The organism is Streptomyces sp. NPDC020362 (assembly GCF_040642095.1).
Taxonomy (GTDB): Bacteria; Actinomycetota; Actinomycetes; order Streptomycetales; family Streptomycetaceae; genus Streptomyces.
Window position 1 is genome coordinate 1 of record NZ_JBFAET010000039.1, and the last position, 20,271, is coordinate 20,271.

At 72.9% G+C, this 20,271-nt stretch carries 20 protein-coding genes; 11 read left to right on the top strand and 9 right to left on the bottom strand.

Annotated elements, in window-relative coordinates; genetic code table 11:
* Both panC and AB0H32_RS17125 read right to left on the bottom strand, forming a co-directional pair.
* Window positions 1-894 (bottom strand): pantoate--beta-alanine ligase (gene panC, locus AB0H32_RS17120; RefSeq protein WP_361120422.1); only part of this gene is annotated, 894 nt, incomplete at its 3' end.
* On the bottom strand, window positions 894-1,847 hold the full coding sequence (locus AB0H32_RS17125) for a DUF2520 domain-containing protein (protein WP_361120425.1): 954 nt from the start codon (window positions 1,845-1,847) through the stop codon (window positions 894-896). The genes AB0H32_RS17125 and panC, both read right to left, overlap by 1 nt.
* Before the next feature lie 183 nt (window positions 1,848-2,030).
* On the opposite strand from AB0H32_RS17125, the gene AB0H32_RS17130 reads away from it, so the two are divergent.
* Window positions 2,031-3,215, top strand: a complete 1,185-nt coding sequence (locus tag AB0H32_RS17130; RefSeq protein WP_361120427.1) for a beta-eliminating lyase-related protein — start codon at window positions 2,031-2,033, stop codon at window positions 3,213-3,215.
* A gap of 28 nt (window positions 3,216-3,243) precedes the next feature.
* Here the strand turns inward: AB0H32_RS17130 and AB0H32_RS17135 are convergent, their stop codons facing one another.
* The gene (locus AB0H32_RS17135) at window positions 3,244-3,453 is read right to left on the bottom strand and encodes a hypothetical protein (protein ID WP_361120430.1); all 210 of its coding nucleotides are present in this window, start codon (window positions 3,451-3,453) and stop codon (window positions 3,244-3,246) included.
* 174 nt (window positions 3,454-3,627) lie between these two features.
* On the opposite strand from AB0H32_RS17135, the gene AB0H32_RS17140 reads away from it, so the two are divergent.
* On the top strand, window positions 3,628-4,734 hold the full coding sequence (locus tag AB0H32_RS17140; RefSeq protein WP_361120433.1) for a DUF5937 family protein: 1,107 nt from the start codon (window positions 3,628-3,630) through the stop codon (window positions 4,732-4,734).
* A 98-nt stretch (window positions 4,735-4,832) separates the two neighbouring features.
* Here AB0H32_RS17140 and AB0H32_RS17145 read toward each other — a convergent pair whose 3' ends face one another.
* Window positions 4,833-5,504 carry a response regulator transcription factor gene (locus AB0H32_RS17145; protein WP_361120436.1) on the bottom strand — a complete coding sequence of 224 codons (672 nt, stop codon included), beginning with the start codon at window positions 5,502-5,504 and terminating at the stop codon, window positions 4,833-4,835.
* 69 nt (window positions 5,505-5,573) lie between these two features.
* Window positions 5,574-6,779, bottom strand: coding sequence for a sensor histidine kinase (locus AB0H32_RS17150; RefSeq protein WP_361120439.1), 1,206 nt, complete (start codon window positions 6,777-6,779; stop codon window positions 5,574-5,576).
* 118 nt (window positions 6,780-6,897) lie between these two features.
* On the opposite strand from AB0H32_RS17150, the gene AB0H32_RS17155 reads away from it, so the two are divergent.
* The gene (locus tag AB0H32_RS17155) at window positions 6,898-8,067 is read left to right on the top strand and encodes an SAM-dependent methyltransferase (protein WP_361120442.1); all 1,170 of its coding nucleotides are present in this window, start codon (window positions 6,898-6,900) and stop codon (window positions 8,065-8,067) included.
* A gap of 175 nt (window positions 8,068-8,242) precedes the next feature.
* On the opposite strand, the gene AB0H32_RS17160 is transcribed toward AB0H32_RS17155, so the two are convergent.
* Window positions 8,243-9,391: an NADH-quinone oxidoreductase subunit D gene (locus tag AB0H32_RS17160; protein ID WP_361120445.1), complete on the bottom strand. Its 1,149-nt coding sequence runs from the start codon at window positions 9,389-9,391 to the stop codon at window positions 8,243-8,245.
* 31 nt (window positions 9,392-9,422) lie between these two features.
* Between AB0H32_RS17160 and AB0H32_RS17165 the strand changes: the two genes are divergently transcribed.
* On the top strand, window positions 9,423-9,926 hold the full coding sequence (locus AB0H32_RS17165) for a PH domain-containing protein (protein ID WP_361120448.1): 504 nt from the start codon (window positions 9,423-9,425) through the stop codon (window positions 9,924-9,926).
* Window positions 9,923-11,248 (top strand): PH domain-containing protein, encoded by a 1,326-nt coding sequence (locus AB0H32_RS17170; protein WP_361120451.1) that lies wholly within the window; start codon window positions 9,923-9,925, stop codon window positions 11,246-11,248. Before AB0H32_RS17165 ends, AB0H32_RS17170 begins: the two co-directional genes overlap by 4 nt.
* 48 nt (window positions 11,249-11,296) lie before the next feature.
* On the opposite strand, the gene AB0H32_RS17175 is transcribed toward AB0H32_RS17170, so the two are convergent.
* Window positions 11,297-12,757: a hypothetical protein gene (locus AB0H32_RS17175; RefSeq protein ID WP_361120454.1), complete on the bottom strand. Its 1,461-nt coding sequence runs from the start codon at window positions 12,755-12,757 to the stop codon at window positions 11,297-11,299.
* Between the two features lie 97 nt (window positions 12,758-12,854).
* Complete coding sequence (locus AB0H32_RS17180; protein WP_361120457.1) at window positions 12,855-13,982, bottom strand: alpha/beta hydrolase-fold protein; 1,128 nt, start codon at window positions 13,980-13,982, stop codon at window positions 12,855-12,857.
* 224 nt (window positions 13,983-14,206) lie between these two features.
* On the opposite strand from AB0H32_RS17180, the gene AB0H32_RS17185 reads away from it, so the two are divergent.
* The 6 genes from AB0H32_RS17185 (at window position 14,207) to AB0H32_RS17210 (ending at window position 19,352) form a co-directional block, all read left to right on the top strand.
* Window positions 14,207-16,021 (top strand): phosphatidylglycerol lysyltransferase domain-containing protein, encoded by a 1,815-nt coding sequence (locus tag AB0H32_RS17185; protein ID WP_361120568.1) that lies wholly within the window; start codon window positions 14,207-14,209, stop codon window positions 16,019-16,021.
* 166 nt (window positions 16,022-16,187) lie between these two features.
* Window positions 16,188-17,048: a dihydropteroate synthase gene (gene folP / locus AB0H32_RS17190; protein ID WP_361120459.1), complete on the top strand. Its 861-nt coding sequence runs from the start codon at window positions 16,188-16,190 to the stop codon at window positions 17,046-17,048.
* A complete protein-coding gene (locus AB0H32_RS17195) occupies window positions 17,045-17,584 on the top strand; it encodes a nuclear transport factor 2 family protein (protein WP_361120461.1) in 540 nt (179 codons plus the stop codon). Before folP ends, AB0H32_RS17195 begins: the two co-directional genes overlap by 4 nt.
* 249 nt (window positions 17,585-17,833) lie before the next feature.
* Window positions 17,834-18,193, top strand: coding sequence for a dihydroneopterin aldolase (gene folB / locus AB0H32_RS17200; RefSeq protein ID WP_361120464.1), 360 nt, complete (start codon window positions 17,834-17,836; stop codon window positions 18,191-18,193).
* Window positions 18,190-18,801 carry a 2-amino-4-hydroxy-6-hydroxymethyldihydropteridine diphosphokinase gene (gene folK, locus AB0H32_RS17205; RefSeq protein ID WP_361120467.1) on the top strand — a complete coding sequence of 204 codons (612 nt, stop codon included), beginning with the start codon at window positions 18,190-18,192 and terminating at the stop codon, window positions 18,799-18,801. The genes folB and folK overlap by 4 nt, the downstream gene beginning before the upstream one ends.
* 62 nt (window positions 18,802-18,863) lie before the next feature.
* The gene (locus tag AB0H32_RS17210) at window positions 18,864-19,352 is read left to right on the top strand and encodes a DUF3180 domain-containing protein (protein WP_361120470.1); all 489 of its coding nucleotides are present in this window, start codon (window positions 18,864-18,866) and stop codon (window positions 19,350-19,352) included.
* Window positions 19,353-19,377: 25 nt separating this feature from the next.
* Here AB0H32_RS17210 and folE read toward each other — a convergent pair whose 3' ends face one another.
* Window positions 19,378-19,983, bottom strand: a complete 606-nt coding sequence (folE, locus tag AB0H32_RS17215; protein ID WP_361120473.1) for a GTP cyclohydrolase I FolE — start codon at window positions 19,981-19,983, stop codon at window positions 19,378-19,380.
* Between the last annotated feature and the right edge of the window lie 288 nt (window positions 19,984-20,271).

Consider the following 20,271-nt stretch of genomic DNA (forward strand, 5'->3'; position numbering starts at 1 on the left):
GCAGATCTCGGTGCAGTCGGACGGGTCCCCCAGGGCGAGGTTGGCGAGCGGGAGGGGGGGGTCGCGGCGGGCGCCCTCGTCCCGGGCCTGGCTGGCGGCCGCGCGGACGGCCGCCGGGCCGCCGGGCGCGACCGTGGCCACGGCGTGCGCGTCGGCCGCCGCGCGGGACTCCCCTATGGCGCTCAGCGCCTCGGCACGCGCGTGCGTGGAGGGCACTTCGAGGGCCCGCGCGCGCAGCGCCTCCTGCGCGGCGTGCCGGTCGCGGCCGGCGAACAGGGCGCGGGACAGGGCGAGCGCGGTACGGCGCTCGTCGGGCGAGAGGTAGCGGTTGCGGCTGGACAGGGCGAGCCCGTCCTCCTCGCGCACGGTGGGCACGGCGACGATCTCGACGCCGAAGTTCAGGTCCCGCACCATGCGCCGGATCAGGGCCAGCTGCTGGGCGTCCTTCTGGCCGAACAGGGCCGCGTCGGGGCGGGTGAGGTGGAGCAGCTTGGCGACGACGGTGAGCACGCCGTCGAAGTGACCGGGCCGCGAGGCGCCTTCCAGGCGCTCGCCCATGGGGCCCGCGGAGATGCGCACCTGGGGTTCGCCGCCCGGGTACACCTCGTCGGCGGAGGGCGCGAACACGGCGTCGGCGCCCGCCTGCTCGGCGAGCTTCAGGTCGGCTTCGAGGGTGCGCGGGTAGCGGTCGAGGTCCTCGCCCGCGCCGAACTGGAGCGGATTGACGAAGACGGTGACGACGACCTCGCCGCCCGGGCCGGCGATCTCGCGCGCGGTGCGGATCAGCGTGGCGTGGCCCTCGTGCAGGGCGCCCATGGTCATCACGACGGCGCGGCGGCCGGTGCGCACGCGCGCGTGCAGCTCGTCGGCGGTGCTCAGCAGGGCGGTGGTCATCAGGCGTTCCCCTCGGTGCCGTTGGTGCCGTTGGTGCCGTTGGTGGGGTTGGATCCGTCGGCCAGCACGCCGAGCAGGTCCTCGGCGAGTTCCGGCTTCAGCAGGCCGTGGGCGAGGGCCCGGTCGGCGGTCGCGCGGGCCATCGCCAGGTAGCCCGCGACGGTCTGCGGGGCGTGCTTCCGCAGCTGTGTGACGTGTGCGGCGACCGTGCCGGCGTCCCCGCGCGCGACGGGGCCGGTGAGCGCCGCGTCCCCGGAGCGCAGGGCGTTGTCCAGGGCGGCGCCGAGCAGCGGGCCCAGCATCCGGTCGGGGGCCTCGACGCCGGCCGTGCGCAGCAGCTCCATGGACTGGGCGACCAGGGTCACCAGATGGTTGGCGCCGAGGGCGAGGGCCGCGTGGTACAGCGGGCGGTTCTCCTCGCTGATCCACTCGGGCTCGCCGCCCATCTCGATGACCAGGGCCTCGGCCGCCAGCCGCAGTTCCTCGGGCGCGGTGACGCCGAAGGAGCAGCCCGCCAGGCGCTGGACGTCCACGGGGGTGCCGGTGAAGGTCATCGCCGGGTGCAGGGCCAGCGGCAGCGCGCCCGCGCGCAGGGCGGGGTCGAGCACCTTCGCGCCGTACCGCCCGGAGGTGTGCACGAGCAGCTGTCCCGGCCGCACGGCGCCGGTCTCGGCGAGGCCGGCGACCAGGCCGGGCAGGGCGTCGTCCGGGACGGTGAGCAGGACGAGGTCGGCGCGTTCGAGGACCTCGGCCGGCGGCACCAGCGGAACGCCGGGGAGCATCGTCTCGGCGCGCCTGCGGGAGGCGTCGGAGACTCCGGAGACGGCCACCGGGCGATGACCGGCGAGCTGCAGGGACGCGGCCAGTGCGGGGCCCACGCGGCCGGCGCCGACGACGCCGACGGTGAGCCGCGCGGGGCGGTCCTTGAGGTCTGGCTGGTGGACTGTACTCACGCGACGGCGGCCTTCCCGTTCCAGTCCGCTCTGGGTACCGGACGATTTCTCGTCATGTTAACGCTATCCGGTCCGACGCCAATGGGTCGTCCACAGGCTGTGGGTTACCCCACGTCTTCGGAACCCGGCCGCCGCACGGAAATCCCGGTGCCCCCGCCGGTCCGGCACGGCATGATCCACGGCATGACGGACACGGCTGGGCAGGGCAGTGAGCAGGGCGAGGAACGATCGGCACAGGAGCGGCTGCGGGAGCGGCGCGCGGCCGCCCACCGGCAGGCGCGGCGCACGCTGTCCCGTGCGGGCTGGGGGTCCACGATCCGCGAACGTCTCTCGTATCTGACGGAGGCGGGGGCGGAGGTGTACGACCTGGACGAGCCCGCCGACGTCTACGGCAACCGGATCGTGGCCGCCCTGGAGGAGCGGGTCGCCGCGCTGCTCGGCACGGAGGCCGCCGCGTTCTTCCCGACGGGCACGATGGCCCAGCAGGTGGCCCTGCGCTGCTGGGCGGCCCGCACCGGCGACCCGGCGGTGGCCCTGCATGCCCTGGCCCACCCCGTGATGCACGAGCGGCATGCGTTCAGCCAGGTCAGCGGCCTGCGCCCGATCCATGTGACCAGCGAACCCCGGCTGCCCACGGCCGCGGAGATCCGCGACTTCGACGAGCCCTTCGGGGCGCTGATGCTGGAACTGCCCCTCAGGGACGCCGGTTTCGTGCTGCCCACCTGGGAGGAGCTGACCGAGGTCGTCGAGGCGGCGCGGGAGCGCGACGCGGTGGTGCACTTCGACGGCGCACGCCTGTGGGAGTGCACGGACCATTTCGGGCGTCCCCTGGAGGAGATCGCCGGTCTGGCCGACAGCGTCTACGTCTCGTTCTACAAGTCCCTCGGCGGCTTCGGCGGCGCAGCGCTCGCCGGCCCGAGGACGCTGGTGGAGGAGTCGAAGACCTGGCGGCACCGGTACGGCGGCATGGTCTTCCAGCAGTTCCCGACCGCCCTGTCCGCGCTCATCGGCCTCGAACGCGAGCTGCCCCGGCTGCCCGAGTACGTATGTCACGCGCGCGTGGTGGCCGCCGCGCTGCGCGAGGGCTTCGCGGCGGCGGGGGTGCCCTGGGCACGCGTCCACCCGGAGCAGCCGCACACCCACGAGTTCCAGGTCTGGCTGCCGTACGAGCCGGACGTGGTCGCCGAGGCGGCCGTGCGCCAGGCCGAGGAGACCTCGGTCATGCTCTTCGCGAACCACTGGGACGCCGCAGGGCCCGGCATCGCGTCCACGGAGGTCGTCGTCCGTGCCGCGGGCCTGGAGTGGACGGCCGACGACGTCCGCGCGGCCGTACGGGACTTCGTGGACCGTCTGCCGGACAGGGCCTAGCCGTGCCTGTCCGTGGCCTAGCCGCGGCCTAGCCGAGGGCGCGCGGGCGCAGCCTGCGCCGCAGGGCCCGGAGCAGCCGCCCGCGCGCCGGGCGCTCGGCGACCACGGCCCGGAAGCGCCGGCGGTCGCGCAGCTCGCGCACCACGGCGAGGTCGTGACGGCCCGGCGCGGGCGGTTCGGGCTCACCGTGCAGACGGGCGCGGTGGGTGTCGAGGAGGTACTGCTGGGTGACGCTCATGGCGGATCGCCTTCTCGGGACGTGAATGATCACCGGCCGTACCGGTGGCTGATCGGGCTCCGCGGCTGCCCCGGTGGCCCCAGGTTGCGCCGGTCGGGACGGGAAAGTCGCGTCGATTGACGTCCGCCGTCAATCGAGGATCCGGTTGTCGGTGGTGCCGGGCACCATGGGTTCATGAGCGTGCGCATCGACATCACGGGGCTGCCCGCGGAGAGGGTCGCCGTCGTCCCCTCGCCGTTGGGCGAGCTGGGCATGGCGCTGCACGCGCTGTCGGAGCCGGGCCATCATCCGGGCCTGCAGGGCTGGGTGACCGGCGTGACGGCCCGGCTGGACTCGCACCTGGCCGACCGGATGTGCGAGGCGGACTTCCTGTGGCGCTCGACCTTCTCGGACCTGTTCCTGCCGTTCGCCGGCATCGAGGGCCGGAGCGCGCTGCCCGGTGCCACCCTCGCCGAGGACCTGGACCTCCTGGACAAACTGACGGACGAACAGTTTGTCGACGCGGCCATGGAGTTCACCTGCGCGGCGCCCTACTGCTCGCGCGGCCCCTCCGCGCTCTCCGACGCCACGGTGCGCCGGCGGGCGCTGGAGCTGGCCGCCTCGCGCGGGCCCCGGCAGGTGCGGTTCACCGAGCGGCTGCTGACCGATCCGCCGAGGATCCGGTCCTGGCTGCGCCAGTTCGTGCAGGACTGCGACGAGGCGTTCTTCGCGGAGACCTGGTCCAGGCTGCGCCACCAGCTCGCGGCGGACGCCCGCCACAAGACGGAACTCCTGCGGCGCAGGGGCCTGGCGGAAGCGCTGGCCGCGGTGTCCCCCACGGTCGCGCTCGACGAAGAGGCCGCCCTGATCACCGTCGACAAGCTGGGCAGCGGCCACTCGGCCACCGCGGACGGCGGTCTCCTGCTCGTCCCGACCAGCCTGGGCTGGCCGCATCTGAGCGTCCTGCACCGGTACGGCTGGCAGCCGGTGCTGCACTACCCGGTCGGCTCACCCGAACTGGCGGCCCCGCCCTCGGTGGAGCAGCTCGGCCTGCGGATGACAGCCCTGTCCCACCCGGTGCGCATGCGGATGTGCCGCCACCTTGCGCGCAGCGCGTACACCACCAGCGAGCTGGCTCAGATCCACGGGATGACGGCCCCCGAGATATCCCGGCACCTGGGCGTGCTGAAGAAGGCGGGGCTGCTCACCACCCGCCGCCGCGGGCGGTACGTACTGCACCAGCTGGACGTCACCGTCGTCGCCCGGCTCGGCAGCGACTTCCTGGAGGGAATCCTCCGGTAGCCGCGCCTTCCCGAAGGGAATCCTCCGGCAGCCGTCACCATCCCGAAGGGAATCCTCCGGCAGCCGTCACCATCCCGAAGGGAATCCTCCGGCAGCCGTCAGCCGTGGCCGCCCGCCCGCACCAGCCCGGTCTCGTAGGCCAGCACCACCACCTGCACCCGGTCCCTGAGGCCGAGCTTGGTCAGGATGCGGCCCACGTGGGTCTTCACGGTGGCCTCGGACAGCACCAGCCGGGCCGCGATCTCCCCGTTGGACAGGCCCTGCGCGACCAGCACCATGACCTCGCGCTCCCGGTCGGTGAGCCGCTCCAGCTCCTTGTGCTGGGGCTCCTTGGTGCCGGAGGGCAGCATCGGCGCGAACCGGTCCAGCAGACGCCGGGTGGTGGAGGGAGCCACGACCGCGTCTCCGCTGTGCACGGCGCGGATGGCCGCCAGCAGCTCACCGGGCGGCACGTCCTTGAGCATGAAGCCGGAGGCCCCCGCCTTCAGCCCCGAGAAGGCGTACTCGTCCAGGTCGAAGGTGGTCAGGATCAGCACCTTCGGGGGGTTGTCCTCCGAGCAGATCCGCCGTGTGGTCTCCACGCCGTCCAGCTTCGGCATGCGGACGTCCATCAGGACGACGTCGACGGCGGTGGAGCGCAGCACCTGGAGCGCCTCGACGCCGTCGCCCGCCTCCGCGACGACCTCCATGTCCGGCTGGGCGGCGAGCACCATCCGGAATCCGGTGCGCAGCAGCACCTGGTCGTCGACGAGCATCACGCGGATCGTCATCGGGTCTCTTTCGTTCGGGCGGGCGGGGCCGGGGGTGTCACAGGTGTCCGAAGGGGGCTCACGACGGCGTCAGTGCGCCGGTTTGAGCGGGAGCAGCACGCTGATGCGGAATCCTCCGCCCGGGCGCGGCCCGGCGTCCAGGGTGCCGCCGACCATGCCGACCCGCTCGCGCATGCCGATCAGGCCGTGCCCCTGGCCGTCGGCGCCGCCCTCCTCGTACAGCTCGTGCGGGGCGCCCTTGCCGTCGTCCTCGACGAGCAGGCCGAGCCCGTCGTCGAAGTAGACCAGCCGCACGCTCGCCCCCGCGTTGGGCCCGCCGTGCTTGCGGGTGTTGGTGAGCGCCTCCTGCACGATGCGGTACGCGGTCAGCTCCACCCCGCTGGGCAGCGGGCGCGGGGTGCCCTCGACCTTGAAGTCGACGGGCAGGCCGGAGCTGCGGCACTGCTCGATCAGCTCGTCGATCTGCTCGACGTCCGGCTGGGGGACGTACTCCCCGCCCTCCTGGTGCTCGCCGGTGCGCAGGACGCCCAGCAGGCGGCGCATCTCGGCGAGGGCCTGGCGGCCGGTGGAGGAGATCGTCTCCAGGGCCTTCTTCGCCTGGTCGGGGGCGGCGTCCAGGACATAGGCGGCGCCGTCGGCCTGGACGACCATCACGGACACGTTGTGCGCGACGACGTCGTGCAGCTCGCGCGCGATCCGGGCGCGCTCGGCGGCGACCGCCACCTTGGCCTGCGCCTCGCGTTCCTTCTCCAGCCGGGCGGCACGCTCCTCCAGCTGGGCGAAGTAGGCACGCCGGGTACGCATGGAGTCGCCGAGCACCCAGGCGAGGGCGAAGGGCACCGTCTGGAACACCACCAGCGCCACCTGGCCGACGAAGCTCGTCTGCTGCTCCGGCCAGCGCAGCTGCGCCAGGGGCGCCGCGCCGAAGCTCACCGCGAGCGCCAGCCGTGAGGCCCAGCGCGCGCCGACCATGGCGACCGTGTAGGTGATCACCAGCATGGCGAAGTCGGCGACGGTCGACTCGATGTCCAGGACGAGCTGGAGCAGACCGGTTGCGAGGGCCAGCAGCAGCATCGCCTCCGGGAAGCGGCGGCGCAGCGCGACGACGACGCACAGGACGGCGGAGACCGCCAGCCCCGCGCCGATCGGCATGTGGTGGCCGGGCGCCCCGTGGATGCTCACCACGCTCACGCCGGAGAGCCCGAACAGGACGACGGCCCAGAAGGTGTCGACCCACGTCGGGTGCCTGCGGAGGAAGTCATAGAGGCGCTGCACGTAACCCAGAGTAGGGAAATGAGATGTGTGCAGGGGTCAACCGGAGGGCCGATCCCTGCACGCGACGCGTACTCCGCAAGGTGGAGGCAGTGATCACCTGTGCGCCTAGTCTGTCCGGGTGACGGATGGTGCGACGGAGGAGAGCAGCGGCGAGCCGCGCGGATGGCGGGCGGCGACCGAGGAGGCCCTGTACGGGCCGGGCGGCTTCTACCTGCGGCCCGAGGGCCCTGCCGGGCACTTCCGTACGTCCGTGCACGCGTCCCCGCTGTTCGCGCAGGCCGTCGCCCGGCTGCTGTGCCGGGTCGACGAGGCGCTCGGGCGACCTCCGACGCTGGACTTCGTGGACCTGGGCGCCGGCCGCGGCGAGCTGGTCACCGGCGTGCTCGCGGCCCTGCCGGCCGACGTGGCCGCCCGCACGCGCGGGTACGCCGTCGAGCTGGCCGACCGTCCCGCGGGCCTGGACGACCGGGTCGCCTGGCTGAGCGAACCCCCGCAGGCGATCACCGGGCTGCTGTTCGCCAACGAGTGGCTGGACAACGTGCCGGTGGACGTCGCCGAGGTGGATGCCGCCGGTGTGCCCCGGCTGGTGCTCGTCGCGGCGGACGGCACCGAACGGCTCGGGGAGCCCGTGTCGGGCGCGGAGGCGGACTGGCTGGCGCGGTGGTGGCCGCTGCCCGCCGAGGAGGGGCTGCGCGCGGAGATCGGGCTGCCAAGAGACCTCGCGTGGGCGGCGGCGGTGGGCCGGGTGACGCGGGGGCTCGCGGTGGCCGTGGACTACGCGCACGCCGTGGACGCGCGCCCGCCGTTCGGGACGCTCACCGGGTTCCGGGAGGGACGCGAGACGGCGCCCGTACCGGACGGGTCGTGCGACATCACGGCGCACGTCGCACTGGACGCCTGCGCGGCCGCGTACACGGCGCACAGCCCCTCAGACACGGCGCGCAGCACCGCCTCGGGTACGACGCGCGCCCCGTCGGACGCGGCGCGCACCGCCTCAGACGCGGCGCGTACGGCCCCCGGTCCGGCTCGCACTTTCTCCGACGCGCGTCTGCTCACGCAGCGCGCCGCTCTGCACGCCCTGGGCCTCACCGGCGCACGCCCCCCGCTGGCACTGGCCTCCACGGACCCTTCTGCCTATGTACGGGCCCTCGCAAGCGCCGGCGAGGCCACCGAACTCACCGCCCCCGGCGGCCTCGGCGACTTCGGCTGGCTGATCCAGCCGGTGGGAATCGCGGACCCGCTCCCGGCGGACGCCCAGGACCACCCGGGGCGGCCCGGGCCTGCGTGAGACAGCCCGGGACTGCCGGGACTGCCGGGACTGCCCGGAAGGCGGCCTGGGGCGCCTGGGACTGCCCGGCACGGGTTCCGACTCCCCGGTGCCGCTTGCGGCCGCCTGTCACCGCTTCCGGCTGCCTGTTACCGCTTGAGGCTGCCTGTCACCGCTTCCGGCTGCCCGGAGCGTCCTACTTGTCGATGTCCCCGACCACGAAGAACATCGACCCCAGGATCGCCACCATGTCCGCCACCAGCGTCCCCGGCAGCAACTCGGTCAGCGCCTGGATGTTGTTGTACGACGCCGAGCGCAGCTTCAGCCGGTACGGCGTCTTCTCGCCCTTGCTGACCAGGTAGTAACCGTTGATGCCGAGCGGGTTCTCGGTCCAGGCGTACGTGTGCCCCTCGGGTGCCTTGAGCACCTTGGGCAGCCGCTGGTTGATGGGCCCGGGAGGCAGCTCGGCGAGCCGGTCCAGGCAGGCGTCGGCGAGGTCCAGCGCGTTGTGGGTCTGCTCCAGCAGGCACTCGAAGCGGGCGAGGCAGTCGCCCTCGCCGCGGGTGACGACGTTCAGCGTGTCCTGGAGATCGCCGTAGGCCAGGTACGGCTCGTCGCGGCGCAGGTCGAAGTCGACGCCCGAGGCGCGCGCGATGGGCCCGCTCACGCCGTAGGCGTGCACGGTCTCCGGCGCGAGCGTCCCCACGCCCCGCGTGCGCCCCCGGAAGATCTCGTTGCCGAGCACCAGGTCGTCGAAGACGTCCATGCGGGAGCGCACCGCGGCGACGGCGGCACGCGCGCGTACCGCCCACCCGGCCGGGAGGTCCTCCTTGAGGCCGCCGACGCGGTTGAACATGTAGTGCATGCGCCCGCCGGAGACCTCCTCCATGACGTTCTGGAGCACCTCGCGCTCCCGGAACGCGTAGAACACCGGCGTGATCCCGCCCAGCTCCAGCGGGTAGGACCCGAGGAACATCAGGTGGTTCAGGACCCGGTTCAGCTCGGCGAGCAGGGTACGCGTCCACACCGCGCGCTCGGGCACCTCCATGCCGAGCATCCGCTCCACCGCGAGGACCACGCCCAGCTCGTTCGAGAACGCCGACAGCCAGTCGTGGCGGTTGGCGAGCATGATGATCTGCCGGTAGTCCCGCGCCTCGAAGAGCTTCTCGGCGCCCCGGTGCATGTAGCCGATCACCGGCTCCGCGTGCTGGATGCGCTCCCCGTCCAGCACGAGCTTGAGCCGCAGCACGCCGTGCGTGGACGGATGCTGGGGGCCGATGTTGAGCACCATGTCGGTGCTCTCGGCGGCACCGCCGATGCCGACCGTGGTCTCCGTCGCAGTCATGGACCCAGTTTCCCCTACGTACGCTGGGCCCATGGAGACGGGGAGCCCGGAAACGACCGGGGTGGCGGGGGACGGGCCGGTGTGGCGGGGTCTGCCGCCCGGCCTGCTGCGCATGCGCCGGCTGCTGCTGATGGTGTGGACGGGCGTGCTCGCCCTGGTGGCAGGGCTGCTGCCCGGCCTGCTCGCGGGGCCGGCCTGGGCGGCGTTCGCGCTGCTCCCCCTGGCCCTCGGGGCGTGGGGCCTGCGGCTGCTGGGCCGCAACTGGCGCTCCTGGCGGTACGCCGAGCGCGCCGACGACCTGCTGATCAGCCGGGGTGTCCTGTGGCGCGAGGAGACCGTGGTGCCGTACGGGCGGATGCAGCTGGTGGAGGTCACCTCGGGGCCCGTCGAGCGCTACTTCGGGCTGGCCAGCGTGCAGCTGCACACCGCGGCCGCGGCGACCGACGCGACCATCCCGGGGCTGGACCCGGCCGAGGCGGAGAGGCTGCGCGACCGGCTCACGGAGCTGGGCGAGGCCCGATCGGCCGGCCTGTGACGACCCCGGACCTCGACGGCGCAGCGGCGCGACCGCCCGTCGCCGAGCGGCGGCTGCACCCCGTCACGCCCTTCCGGCGGGCGTGGGCGCCGGTCACCGTGCTCGCCGGATGGGCCGTGCACGACCCGAACGGGGCGCAGGAGCAGCTGCAGCGGCTGACCTCCGCCATGCTCCTCGTCGGGCTCGCCGTGCTGGTCCCGGCGGCCGGTCTCTACGGCTTCCTGTCCTGGTGGTTCACGCACTTCGCGGTCACCGACACCGAACTGCGCATACGCACCGGACTGCTGTTCCGGCGCACCGCGCACATCCGGCTGGAGCGCATCCAGGCGGTCGACGTCACCCGTCCGCTCCTCGCGCGCGTGGCGGGTGTCGCCAAGCTGCGGATCGACGTCGTCGGAGCGGACAAGAAGGACGAACTCGCCTTTCTGGGCGAGCGGGAGGCGCGCGCCCTGCGCGCGGAACTCCTCGCGCGCGCGGCGGGGTTCGCGCCCGAAACGGCGCACGAAGTGGGCGAGGCACCCGCGCACGAACTGCTGCACGTGCCCCCGCGCGAGCTGGCGGTCTCCCTGGTACTGACGGGGGCCACCTGGGGTTCCCTGACCGCCGCACTCGTCGTACCGCCCGTGCTGTGGCTCGCCACCCACAGCGTGTGGACGGTCCTCGCCGTCGCCCTGCCGCTGCTCGGCACGGCCGGTGCGAGCAGCGCGGGGCGGTTCGTCGCCGAGTACGACTGGACGGTGGGCGAGTCCCCGGACGGGCTGCGCATCGACCACGGGCTGCTCGACCGCGCGCACGAGACGGTGCCGCCGGGGCGGGTGCAGACCGTGCGGATCGTGGAACCGCTGCTGTGGCGCCGGCGGGGCTGGGTGCGGGTGGAACTGGACGTGGCCGGATCCGACAACTCGGTGCTGGTGCCGGTCGCCCCGCGCGCGGTCGCCGAGTCGGTCATAGCGCGCGTGCTGCCCGGCGTGACCGTACCGGCGTCGCTGTCGCGGCCGCCGCGGCGGGCCGGGTGGTGTGTGCCGCTGTGGTGGCGCGGGCACGGCCTCGCGGTCACCGGCACGGTGTTCGCCGCGCGGCACGGCCTGCTGCGCCGTCGCCTGGCCCTGGTCCCGCACGCGAAGGTGCAGAGCGTCCGGCTCACCCAGGGGCCCTGGGGGCGCCTGTGGCGGCTCGCCGACGTCCATGTGGACACCGGTGCCGACAAGAGCGTCACGGCTCGTCTGCGGGACGCCGAGGAGGCCGCGCGGCTGCTGCGCGCCCAGGCGGAGCGGTCCCGGACCGGCCGCAGGGACGCCCGCCCGGACCGCTGGATGGCGTGAGCCCGGCCCACCCTCGCGGGTGGACCGGGCCCGGTGTCCTGCGCCGTGTCAGGAAGCCGCGCTGCGCAGCCCCTGGAGGTCGATCTGCTCCGTCTCGTCGTGCGCCGTCAGGTCGATGACCTGGCCGACGCCACTCGACTCGGGGTCGGCCGGCTTGAACTCGGCCTCGGCCTCGGCCTTGTGCAGCGCGAGGGCCTCCTGGCCGACGACGTCCGCGAGGTCCTCGTTCTGCACGGTGTCCAGCGCGGCGGACGACGTCTGCTTCTGGGTGCCGAAGAAATCGAAGCCGCCCTCGACCACCGGGCGCGCGGGCGCGGCCGGTACGACGGCCACCGCGGTCGGCACCGTGAAGTGCCCGGCACCCTGCCGGCCCGTGGCCGTCGCGGGCTCGGCCGACGTCGTCGGGACGGCGGCCGCGCGCGCGTGCGGGTCGGCCGCCTCGGACTGCCCCTGCGCGTCGTCCTCCTGGGCCCCGTCCTCGCTCCGGGGAGCATCGGACGTGTCCTGCACCCCGTCGGCCGCCGCGGCGGCCGATCCTTCGGCAGCGGGCTCGGGCTGCGGGGACGCGGACCGCGCAGCCCCGGCCCCGGACCCGGCAACGGGCTCCACCGGCTCGGACCCCACAGTGTGCTGCGCGGACACGGCCTCGGCGGACGGTTGCACCTGCTCGGCCCCTGCGGACGACTGCACCGCCTCGGTCCCGGCGGACGCGGCCTCGGTGGACGGTTGCACCGACTCGGTCCCTGCGGACACGGCCTCGGCGGACGGTTGCACCGACTCGGTCCCTGCGGACGACTGCACCGTCTCGGACCCGGCGGACACAGCCTTGCCGGACGGCTTCGTGGGCTCCGGCCCTTCGGGGGCGTCGGAGCCGAACCGGGCCAGTGCCGCCGCGGCCCGCAGGTACAGCCGCGAACCCTCGGGCGAGAACACCGCGACCGGCTCAGGGCGGTCCTCGGCCGGTTCCTCCGCCGCCTCCGGAGCCTCCAGAGCCTTGGGGGCCTGCGGCTCGGCGCTGCGCGCGGGCGGCAGCGCGAGGGAACCGGAGGGCTCGGCCGCCTCGATCTCCAGCAGTCGGCGCCCTTCCAGGGCGGTTGCGCGCTCGGTCTCGGCCGTGGCGTAGCGGCGCAGCAGAGCCGCGTGCTCGTTGCGCAGCCCGGCCAGCTCCGCGCGCTTGGCACGCAGCCGCTGCTCCAGCTTGGTGCGCAGCTCGCGCGACTCCTCCAGGTCGGTCTCCAGTTCGGCGACGCGCTCCTCGAAGCGCCACTCGTCGCTGGCACGCGCGCGCGTGAGGTCGGCGACCTGCTTGCCCGCCGAGGTGTCCCAGCGGCGCATCACGACGGCGCCGACGACTGCCGTCGCCGCGGCGGCAGCGGCCAGCGTGCGCAGCACCGTGGCCTCGGAGAACACCCAGGGACCCAGCGCGCAGACGACGGAGACACCGGCGATCACCGAAGGAGGCAACACCCGGTGCAGAGGTGGGGAATGGCGGTGGCGTCCACGTGGCATGGCCAGAAACTTACCGCGCGTAGGCGAATCGTGGGCCCCTGCCTCGCAAAAACACCGCGACACCGCAGGCTTCACGAGGCATCAGCCGCACGGCGGCTCAGCGGTCGGTCAGCCGCCCGCTGAGCCACTGCAGGGTCGCCGGGATCTCCCGCCGCCAGGTGTTGAAGTTGTGCCCGCCGCTGTCCAGGATGATCGACGAGATCCGGGTCAGGTTCGTGGACTGCACCTGCTGTATGAACTTCAGCGTGTCCTTGTAGTTGTGCTCGCCGATCTTGCTGCTGGTGACGAGCAGCGAGGTGTCGGGCGCGGGCTGGTGCTTGAGAAGCCACCACAGGTCGGCACGATTCTGCAGGTTCCTGTCGCCCTGGAAGAGGTCGCCGGTCGTGGGGTCGATGGGCGCCTTGTAGTACGGCGAGAGACCGGCGCCGGCCGCGTAGACGCCCGGGTGGTGCATGGCGAGCTTCAGCGCGCAGTAGCCGCCGGTGGAGTCGCCGATGATGCCCCAGCTGCCGGGCCGCTTGCCCGCCCTGTAGTGCGCGAGGACGGCATCCGGCAGATCCTTGGCGAAGAACGTCTCCGCCTGCGGCCCGCCCGGGACGTCCACGCACTCCGTGTCGCGCGGCGGCGCCACGGTCGGCCGGAGCATCACCAGGATCATCGGCTGCATCCGCCCGTTCTTGGCCAGCTGCTGCGCCGTGCGCGGGTAGTTCAGCTTGTCCACCAGCGCCTGCGCCGTACCGGGGTAGCCGGTGAGCACCACGGTCGCCGGGAACGTACGTGTGCGGTACTGCGGCTGGAAGTACTCCGGCGGCAGATAGACGTACGCCGGTGTGGCGATATGGGTCTTGCGGCCCACTATGTCCACCTTCTGGATCTGCCCGCCCGTCTCCGGCCGCGAGCCGCCGGCACCCTTCAACGACGCCGTGGACACCACCTGGAGCGGCCCGCCCGATCCGCCGTTGGCGCTGTGGTCGATGACGACACCCTGGTCGGTCTCCTTGCCGAAGAGGTCGGCCCAGCTGGCGTAGAAACCGAAGGCCTGGTTGGCCGCGATCCCCAAGGAGGAGAACAGGGCCAGTTGCGTGGCCAGCAGGAGGCCGACGCGTCCGCTGATGGCCCGCCAGTTCTGCCGGGCGAGCCGTGGCCACAGCCACACCGTTCCGACGAACAGCACCACAGCGATCATGATCGCCAGAACCAGCACCTTGTTGCTCGTGAGACCCATGAGCGTTTCCTGCCTGCGCTTTCCGCCCACCCGCCTGCACTTCGTTACAGGGGCTTGCCCGGGGCTTTCCTTGGCCTTTGACCCGACTTTCCGGTGGGGAGTGAACCTCTCTCCCCTCGACACCGTCCTAGAGGGCGCAATGTCGCCGGATGCCCCGATCGGCACCGGGTTCAAGGTCTCTCGCAGAACTACGGGATGCGATGTCTGTCAGGATAGATGGGGAATTGTCGGGCGGGGTTCCGGGCCGATCAAGCCGGGCGCGGCGCATACTGCGCGGCCCGCGTCCCGAGGCCGTCCCGACGTTGGTCGCCAGGGCGTGCGCCGTCGTGGGCGTTCTGGACATTGCCGCGGGCGTGTTCCCGCGCTTCCGGCACAGCCGCATGCACGCCATAGCCGAGGTACTGCCCGGCTCCTTCGGGCCGTTCGCCGCGGCGCTCTCGCTCAGCGCGGGCGTGCTGCTGCTGCTTCTCGCCCACGGGCTCAGGCGGCGCAAGCGCCGGGCGTGGCGCGCCGCGGTCGCGCTGCTGCCGGTCGGCGCCTTCGCCGAGTTCGTCTACCGGCACTCGGTCATCGGACTGCTCATCTCGGTGTCGCTGCTCGTACCGCTGCTGCGCCACCGCAACGAGTTCACCGCGCTGCCCGATCCGCGCAGCCGCTGGCGCGCGCTCGCCAACTTCGTGCTCATGGGGGCCGCTTCCCTCATCCTCGGGCTGATCATCGTCAGCGTGCACCCGAACCGCATGGTCGGCGACCCGAGTCTGGCCGACCGGCTGACGCACGTCGTCTACGGCCTGTTCGGCTTCGAGGGCCCGCTGGACTACGACGGAAGCACCTCCTGGACGGTCGCCTTCTCCCTCGGCGCCCTCGGCTGGCTGACCGCGGTCACCACCGTCTACCTCGCCTTCCGTCCCGAACACCCGGCCGCGCGCCTCACCGAGGAGGACGAGAACCAGCTGCGCGCCCTGCTGGACAAGCACGGCGGCCGCGACTCCCTCGGCCACTTCGCGCTGCGCCGCGACAAGGCGGTCGTCTTCTCGCCCAGCGGCAAGGCCGCGGTCACCTATCGCGTCATCTCCGGCGTGATGCTCGCCAGCGGCGACCCGATCGGCGACGTCGAGGCCTGGCCCGGCGCCATCGAGCGCTTCATGGACGAGGCCAAGGCGCACTCCTGGACCCCGGCGGTCGTCGGCTGCTCGGAGACCGGCGGCGAGGTGTGGACCCGCGAGACCGGCCTGGACGCCCTGGAACTGGGCGACGAGGCGGTGGTCGACGTGGCGGATTTCTCGCTGGCCGGACGCGCGATGCGCAACGTGCGACAGATGGTCAAGCGCATCGAGCGGGCCGGCTACGAAACCCGGGTACGGCGTATCCGTGACCTCGGAGAGGCCGAGCTTGAGCGCATCCGCCGGGCGGCGGAGGACTGGCGGGGCACCGACACCGAGCGCGGCTTCTCCATGGCGCTCGGCCGCATCGGCGACGCCACCGACGGCGACTGTCTGATCGCCACCGCCCACAAGGCCGACGACGAGCCCGGCGAGTACGGCGACCTGAAGGCGATCCTTCACTTCGTGCCCTGGGGCAAGGACGGCGCCTCGCTGGACCTGATGCGCCGCGACCGCAGTGCCGACCCCGGCATGAACGAACTGCTGATCGTCGCCGCCCTGCAGGCCGCCTCCAAGTTCGGCATCACCCGTGTCTCGCTGAACTTCGCAATGTTCCGCTCCGCCCTCGCGCGCGGGGAGAAGATCGGCGCCGGTCCGGTGCTGCGTGCCTGGCGCGGGCTGCTGGTGTTCCTCTCCCGCTGGTTCCAGATCGAGTCGCTCTACAAGTTCAACGCCAAGTTCCAGCCCCGCTGGGAGCCGCGGTTCATCGTCTACCGCGCCACGACCGACCTGCCCCGCATCGGCTTCGCCACCATGCAGGCAGAGGGCTTCGTCGACCTCGCCCTCCCGCTCCCGCGCGCCCTGCGCCGGCGCAGGGCGTCCGCTGCGCGCCCCTGCGCGCACGCGGTGGGCGAACACGACGTCCGAGCGGCCTGAACCCCGGCCTGACCCCGGCCCGGCCCCCTGGACCGGGCGCCGAACGAAGCAGCAAAGCCCGGAACGGCCCCTGACCGGCCCGGGCGGAAGCCCCACCCCCCAGCACGGGAGCTTCCGCCCGGGCCGCGGCGCGTTCGGGGCGGCGCGCTGGGCCTACGCTGAACGTATGAACAACCTCAGCGGGCGCCGCCGAGTGGCAGGCCTTCCGGCATGGGACCGGTGCGCGGTCATGGGCGTCGTGAACGTGACCCCCGACTCCTTCTCCGACGGCGGCCGCTGGTTCGACACCACCGTCGCCGTCAAGCACGGCCTGGACCTGGTCACCGAGGGCGCGGACCTGGTCGACGTGGGCGGTGAGTCCACCCGCCCCGGCGCCACCCGCGTCGACGAGGCCGAGGAACTCCGTCGCGTCATCCCCGTGGTCCGCGGTCTCGCCTCCGAGGGCGTCGTCGTCTCCGTCGACACCATGCGCGCCTCCGTCGCCGAGCAGTCCCTCGCCGCCGGCGCCGCCCTCGTCAACGACGTCAGCGGCGGCCTCGCCGACCCGGCGATGATCCCCGTGGTCGCCGCCGCCGGCGCCCCCTTCGTCGTCATGCACTGGCGCGGCTTCCTCCAGGGCGGCAACGTCGCCGGACGGTACGAGGACGTCGTCGCCGAGGTCGTGGACGAGCTGCACGCGCGCGTGGAGGCCGTCCTGGCGGGCGGCGTCGCCCCCGACCGGATCGTCGTCGACCCCGGCCTCGGCTTCTCCAAGGACGCCGACCACGACCTCACCCTCCTCTCCCATCTCCACCGCCTGCACGCCCTCGGGCACCCCGTGCTCGTCGCCGCCTCCCGCAAGCGGTTCCTCGGGCGCGTCCTCGCCGGCCCGGAGAGCGCACCCCCGCCGGCCCGCGAGCGCGACGCCGCCACGGCCGCCGTCTCCGCGCTCGCGGCGCACGCCGGCGCATGGGCGGTGCGCGTGCACGAGGTACGCGCCACAGCGGACGCGGTGCGGGTCGCCCGGGCCGTGGAAGGAGCGCGGTGAGCGCCCCCCACACCGACGTCGAACAGGTGGAGGCCGCCAACACCGCCTTCTACGAGGCGATGGAGCGCGGCGACTTCGAGGAGCTGTCCTCGCTCTGGCTCACCCCCGCCGACCTGGGCGTCGACGAGGAGTACCACGACCCGGCCGACACCGGCGTGATCTCCTGCGTGCACCCGGGCTGGCCGGTGCTCACCGGCCGCGGCGAGGTCCTCAGGTCGTACGCACTGATCATGGCGAGCACCGACTACATCCAGTTCTTCCTCACCGACGTGCACGTCTCCGTCACCGGCGACACGGCCCTGGTGACCTGTACCGAGAACATCCTCAGCGGCGGCCCGGCCCCTCAGGACGGCGCGGAGCTCGGGCCCCTGGTCGGACAGCTCGTGGTCGCCACGAACGTGTTCCGGCGCACGTCCGACGGCTGGAAGATCTGGTCGCACCACGCCTCGCCCGTCCTGGCCGAAACCGACGAGGACGAGGAGAACGGTCAAAACGGAGCGAAGGGCCCCAACCCGGATGGAGACCCTCGCGCCTGAACCGGTCCGCACCCCGCAGGGACCAAGAAGTGGTTGGAATCACGAACCCCGGGGTAGGTGCGGCTACCAGCCCATGATGCGACCGGGTTCCCCGGGGAGAACGCGCGGTGAACCCTCCGCGTCCAACCCCCCGCCCGCGGCCCCGTAACCCGGCCGTGTCGGTGCCCGCAGGTAGATTCGTCAGAGACCGCTGTGCCGCCCGCACGCGACACCGGCCGGTCGTTCCCGACGATTGCAGGAGTGATTCGCGTGGATCGTGTCGCGCTGCGCGGCCTGAAGGCCCGCGGGCACCACGGCGTGTTCGCCAAGGAGCGCGAGGAGGGCCAGACCTTCATCGTGGACCTCGTCCTCGGCCTGGACACCCGGCCCGCCGCCGCCGACGACGACCTGGCGAAGACCGTGCACTACGGCATCGTGGCCGAGGAGGTCGTGGCCGTGGTCGAAGGCGAGCCGGTGAACCTCATCGAGACGCTCGCCGAGCGGATCGCCCAGGCCTGCCTGAAGCACGATGGAGTCCAGGAGGTCGAGGTCTGCGTCCACAAACCGGACGCACCGATCACGGTCCCCTTCGACGACGTGACCGTCACCATCACCCGGAGCCGAGTATGACCCGACCTTTCGCCCAGGGTCACAGCGACCCGACCGTCCAGCCGGTGCCGGCCTCCGTCGTCGAGCAGGTCGATGCCGCCGACACGACGCTGAGCAACCCGAAACGAGCCGTGGTCTCCATCGGCTCCAACCTCGGCAACCGCCTGGAGACCCTCCAGGGGGCCGTCGACGCCCTGGAGGACACCCCCGGCGTCCGCGTGAAGGCGGTCTCGCCGGTCTACGAGACCGAGCCGTGGGGTGTCGAGCCGGGCACCCAGCCCTCCTACTACAACGCGATCGTGGTCCTGAAGACCACCCTGCCCCCGTCCTCCCTCCTGGAGCGGGCGCACGCCGTCGAGGAGGCCTTCAACCGGATCCGCGACGAGCGCTGGGGACCGCGCACCCTGGACGTCGACATCGTCGCGTACGCGGACGTCACCTCCGACGACCCGCAGCTGACCCTCCCCCACCCGCGCGCCCACGAACGCGCCTTCGTGCTCGCTCCCTGGCACGACGTCGACCCCCAGGCGCACCTGCCGGGCATCGGCACGGTGGCCGAACTGCTGTCGGCCGTCACCCGCGCGGGGATCGAACCCCGCAAGGACCTGGAACTCCGACTGCCCGAGTAGTCGTTAAGGTCGAGACGACCGACCACAGTCCGGGATCGGTCCGGGGGAGCTGAAGGGACACCGTGAAACAGCTGCGCATCAGGGTGCTGGCCGGCGTGTTCGTCGTCGCCGGAGTTCTTTCCTGGGCGGGCGCCCGCCTGTGGAACTCGATCGGGACGCTGCCCAGCGTCCCGCTGGCCGCCCCCATCGTCCTGGCCCTGATCGCGGTGGTCCTGCTCGCCACGGCGTTCTCGCTGCGCGCCCGCCTCAAGGCACAGCGCGAGCGCCGCCCCGGTGCGAAGGGCGTCGACCCCCTGATGGCCGCCCGGGCGGTCGTCTTCGGCCAGGCCAGCGCCCTGGTGGCCGCCCTCGTCGCCGGTATGTACGGCGGCACGGGCGTCTTTCTGCTGGAGCTGCTCGACATCCCCGCCCGCCGCGACCAGGCCCTCTACGCCGGCTTCTCGGTCCTGGCCGGCATCGCCGTGATAGCGGCGGCCCTGTTCCTGGAGCGGGTCTGCAAACTCCCCGAGGACGAGGACCAGAACCACTCGGGCGCAGAGCCGGTGGCCTGACCGCCGGCCCCGCGGACGGGCCCGGTCAGCGCGCCATGATGAGGCTCATCGCCTCGTTGCGCGTCGCCGCGTCCCGCAGCTGACCGCGCACTGCCGAGGTGATGGTCTTCGCGCCCGGCTTGCGGATGCCCCGCATGGACATGCACATGTGCTCGCACTCCACGACCACGATGACGCCGCGCGGCTCCAGGATCTCCATCAGCGAGTCCGCTATCTGCGTGGTGAGTCGTTCCTGCACCTGCGGGCGCCGGGCGTAGACGTCCACGAGCCTGGCCAGCTTGGACAGGCCGGTGATCTTCCCGGTCACGGACGGGATGTAGCCGACGTGGGCGACGCCCCTGAACGGCACCAGGTGGTGCTCGCAGGTGGAGTACACCTCGATGTCCTTCACCAGGACCATCTCGTCGTGCCCCAGGTCGAACGTCGTCGTCAGGACGTCCTCGGGCTTCTGCCACAGGCCCGAGAAGATCTCCTTGTACGCCCGCGCCACCCGGGCCGGCGTCTCCCTGAGGCCCTCACGGTCCGGGTCCTCGCCGACCGCGATCAGCAGTTCCCGTACGGCGTTCTCGGCACGCTTCTCGTCGAACTCGCCGATGGTGCTCTCGCCGTCCAGGGTCACGGGGTCGGTCATCTGGTTCCTCGTTCCTGTACCTGTCACGCGTGCGACCACGCGCTCTCTGTGCGGACATGCGGAAACGCCGCGCCCCCCAGGCTAGAACCCGAGGGGCGCGGCATTCATTCCGGGCCGGTTGGCCGAAAGTGGTCAGCTATCGGTGCGGTCCTCCGGGGACTCCGTCGCCGGGGCGGACTCGGCCGCCGTGGACTTCACCGTGCTGATCGCCGCCGTCGAGCCGTTCGCGCCGTTGGTCAGTGCCAGCTCCCTCGGGGAGAGCACCGGCGGGCGGGTGGAGGGCGTACG

Coding starts and splice junctions, on each gene's coding strand:
- AB0H32_RS17175 (WP_361120454.1), bottom strand. CDS start 12,757: ATGCCACGTGGACGCCACCGCCATTCCCCACCTCTGCACCGGGTGTTG.
- AB0H32_RS17180 (WP_361120457.1), bottom strand. CDS start 13,982: ATGGGTCTCACGAGCAACAAGGTGCTGGTTCTGGCGATCATGATCGCT.
- AB0H32_RS17135 (WP_361120430.1), bottom strand. CDS start 3,453: ATGAGCGTCACCCAGCAGTACCTCCTCGACACCCACCGCGCCCGTCTG.
- AB0H32_RS17140 (WP_361120433.1), top strand. CDS start 3,628: ATGAGCGTGCGCATCGACATCACGGGGCTGCCCGCGGAGAGGGTCGCC.
- folE (WP_361120473.1), bottom strand. CDS start 19,983: ATGACCGACCCCGTGACCCTGGACGGCGAGAGCACCATCGGCGAGTTC.
- AB0H32_RS17130 (WP_361120427.1), top strand. CDS start 2,031: ATGACGGACACGGCTGGGCAGGGCAGTGAGCAGGGCGAGGAACGATCG.
- AB0H32_RS17160 (WP_361120445.1), bottom strand. CDS start 9,391: ATGACTGCGACGGAGACCACGGTCGGCATCGGCGGTGCCGCCGAGAGC.
- AB0H32_RS17145 (WP_361120436.1), bottom strand. CDS start 5,504: ATGACGATCCGCGTGATGCTCGTCGACGACCAGGTGCTGCTGCGCACC.
- AB0H32_RS17165 (WP_361120448.1), top strand. CDS start 9,423: ATGGAGACGGGGAGCCCGGAAACGACCGGGGTGGCGGGGGACGGGCCG.
- folK (WP_361120467.1), top strand. CDS start 18,190: ATGACCCGACCTTTCGCCCAGGGTCACAGCGACCCGACCGTCCAGCCG.
- folP (WP_361120459.1), top strand. CDS start 16,188: ATGAACAACCTCAGCGGGCGCCGCCGAGTGGCAGGCCTTCCGGCATGG.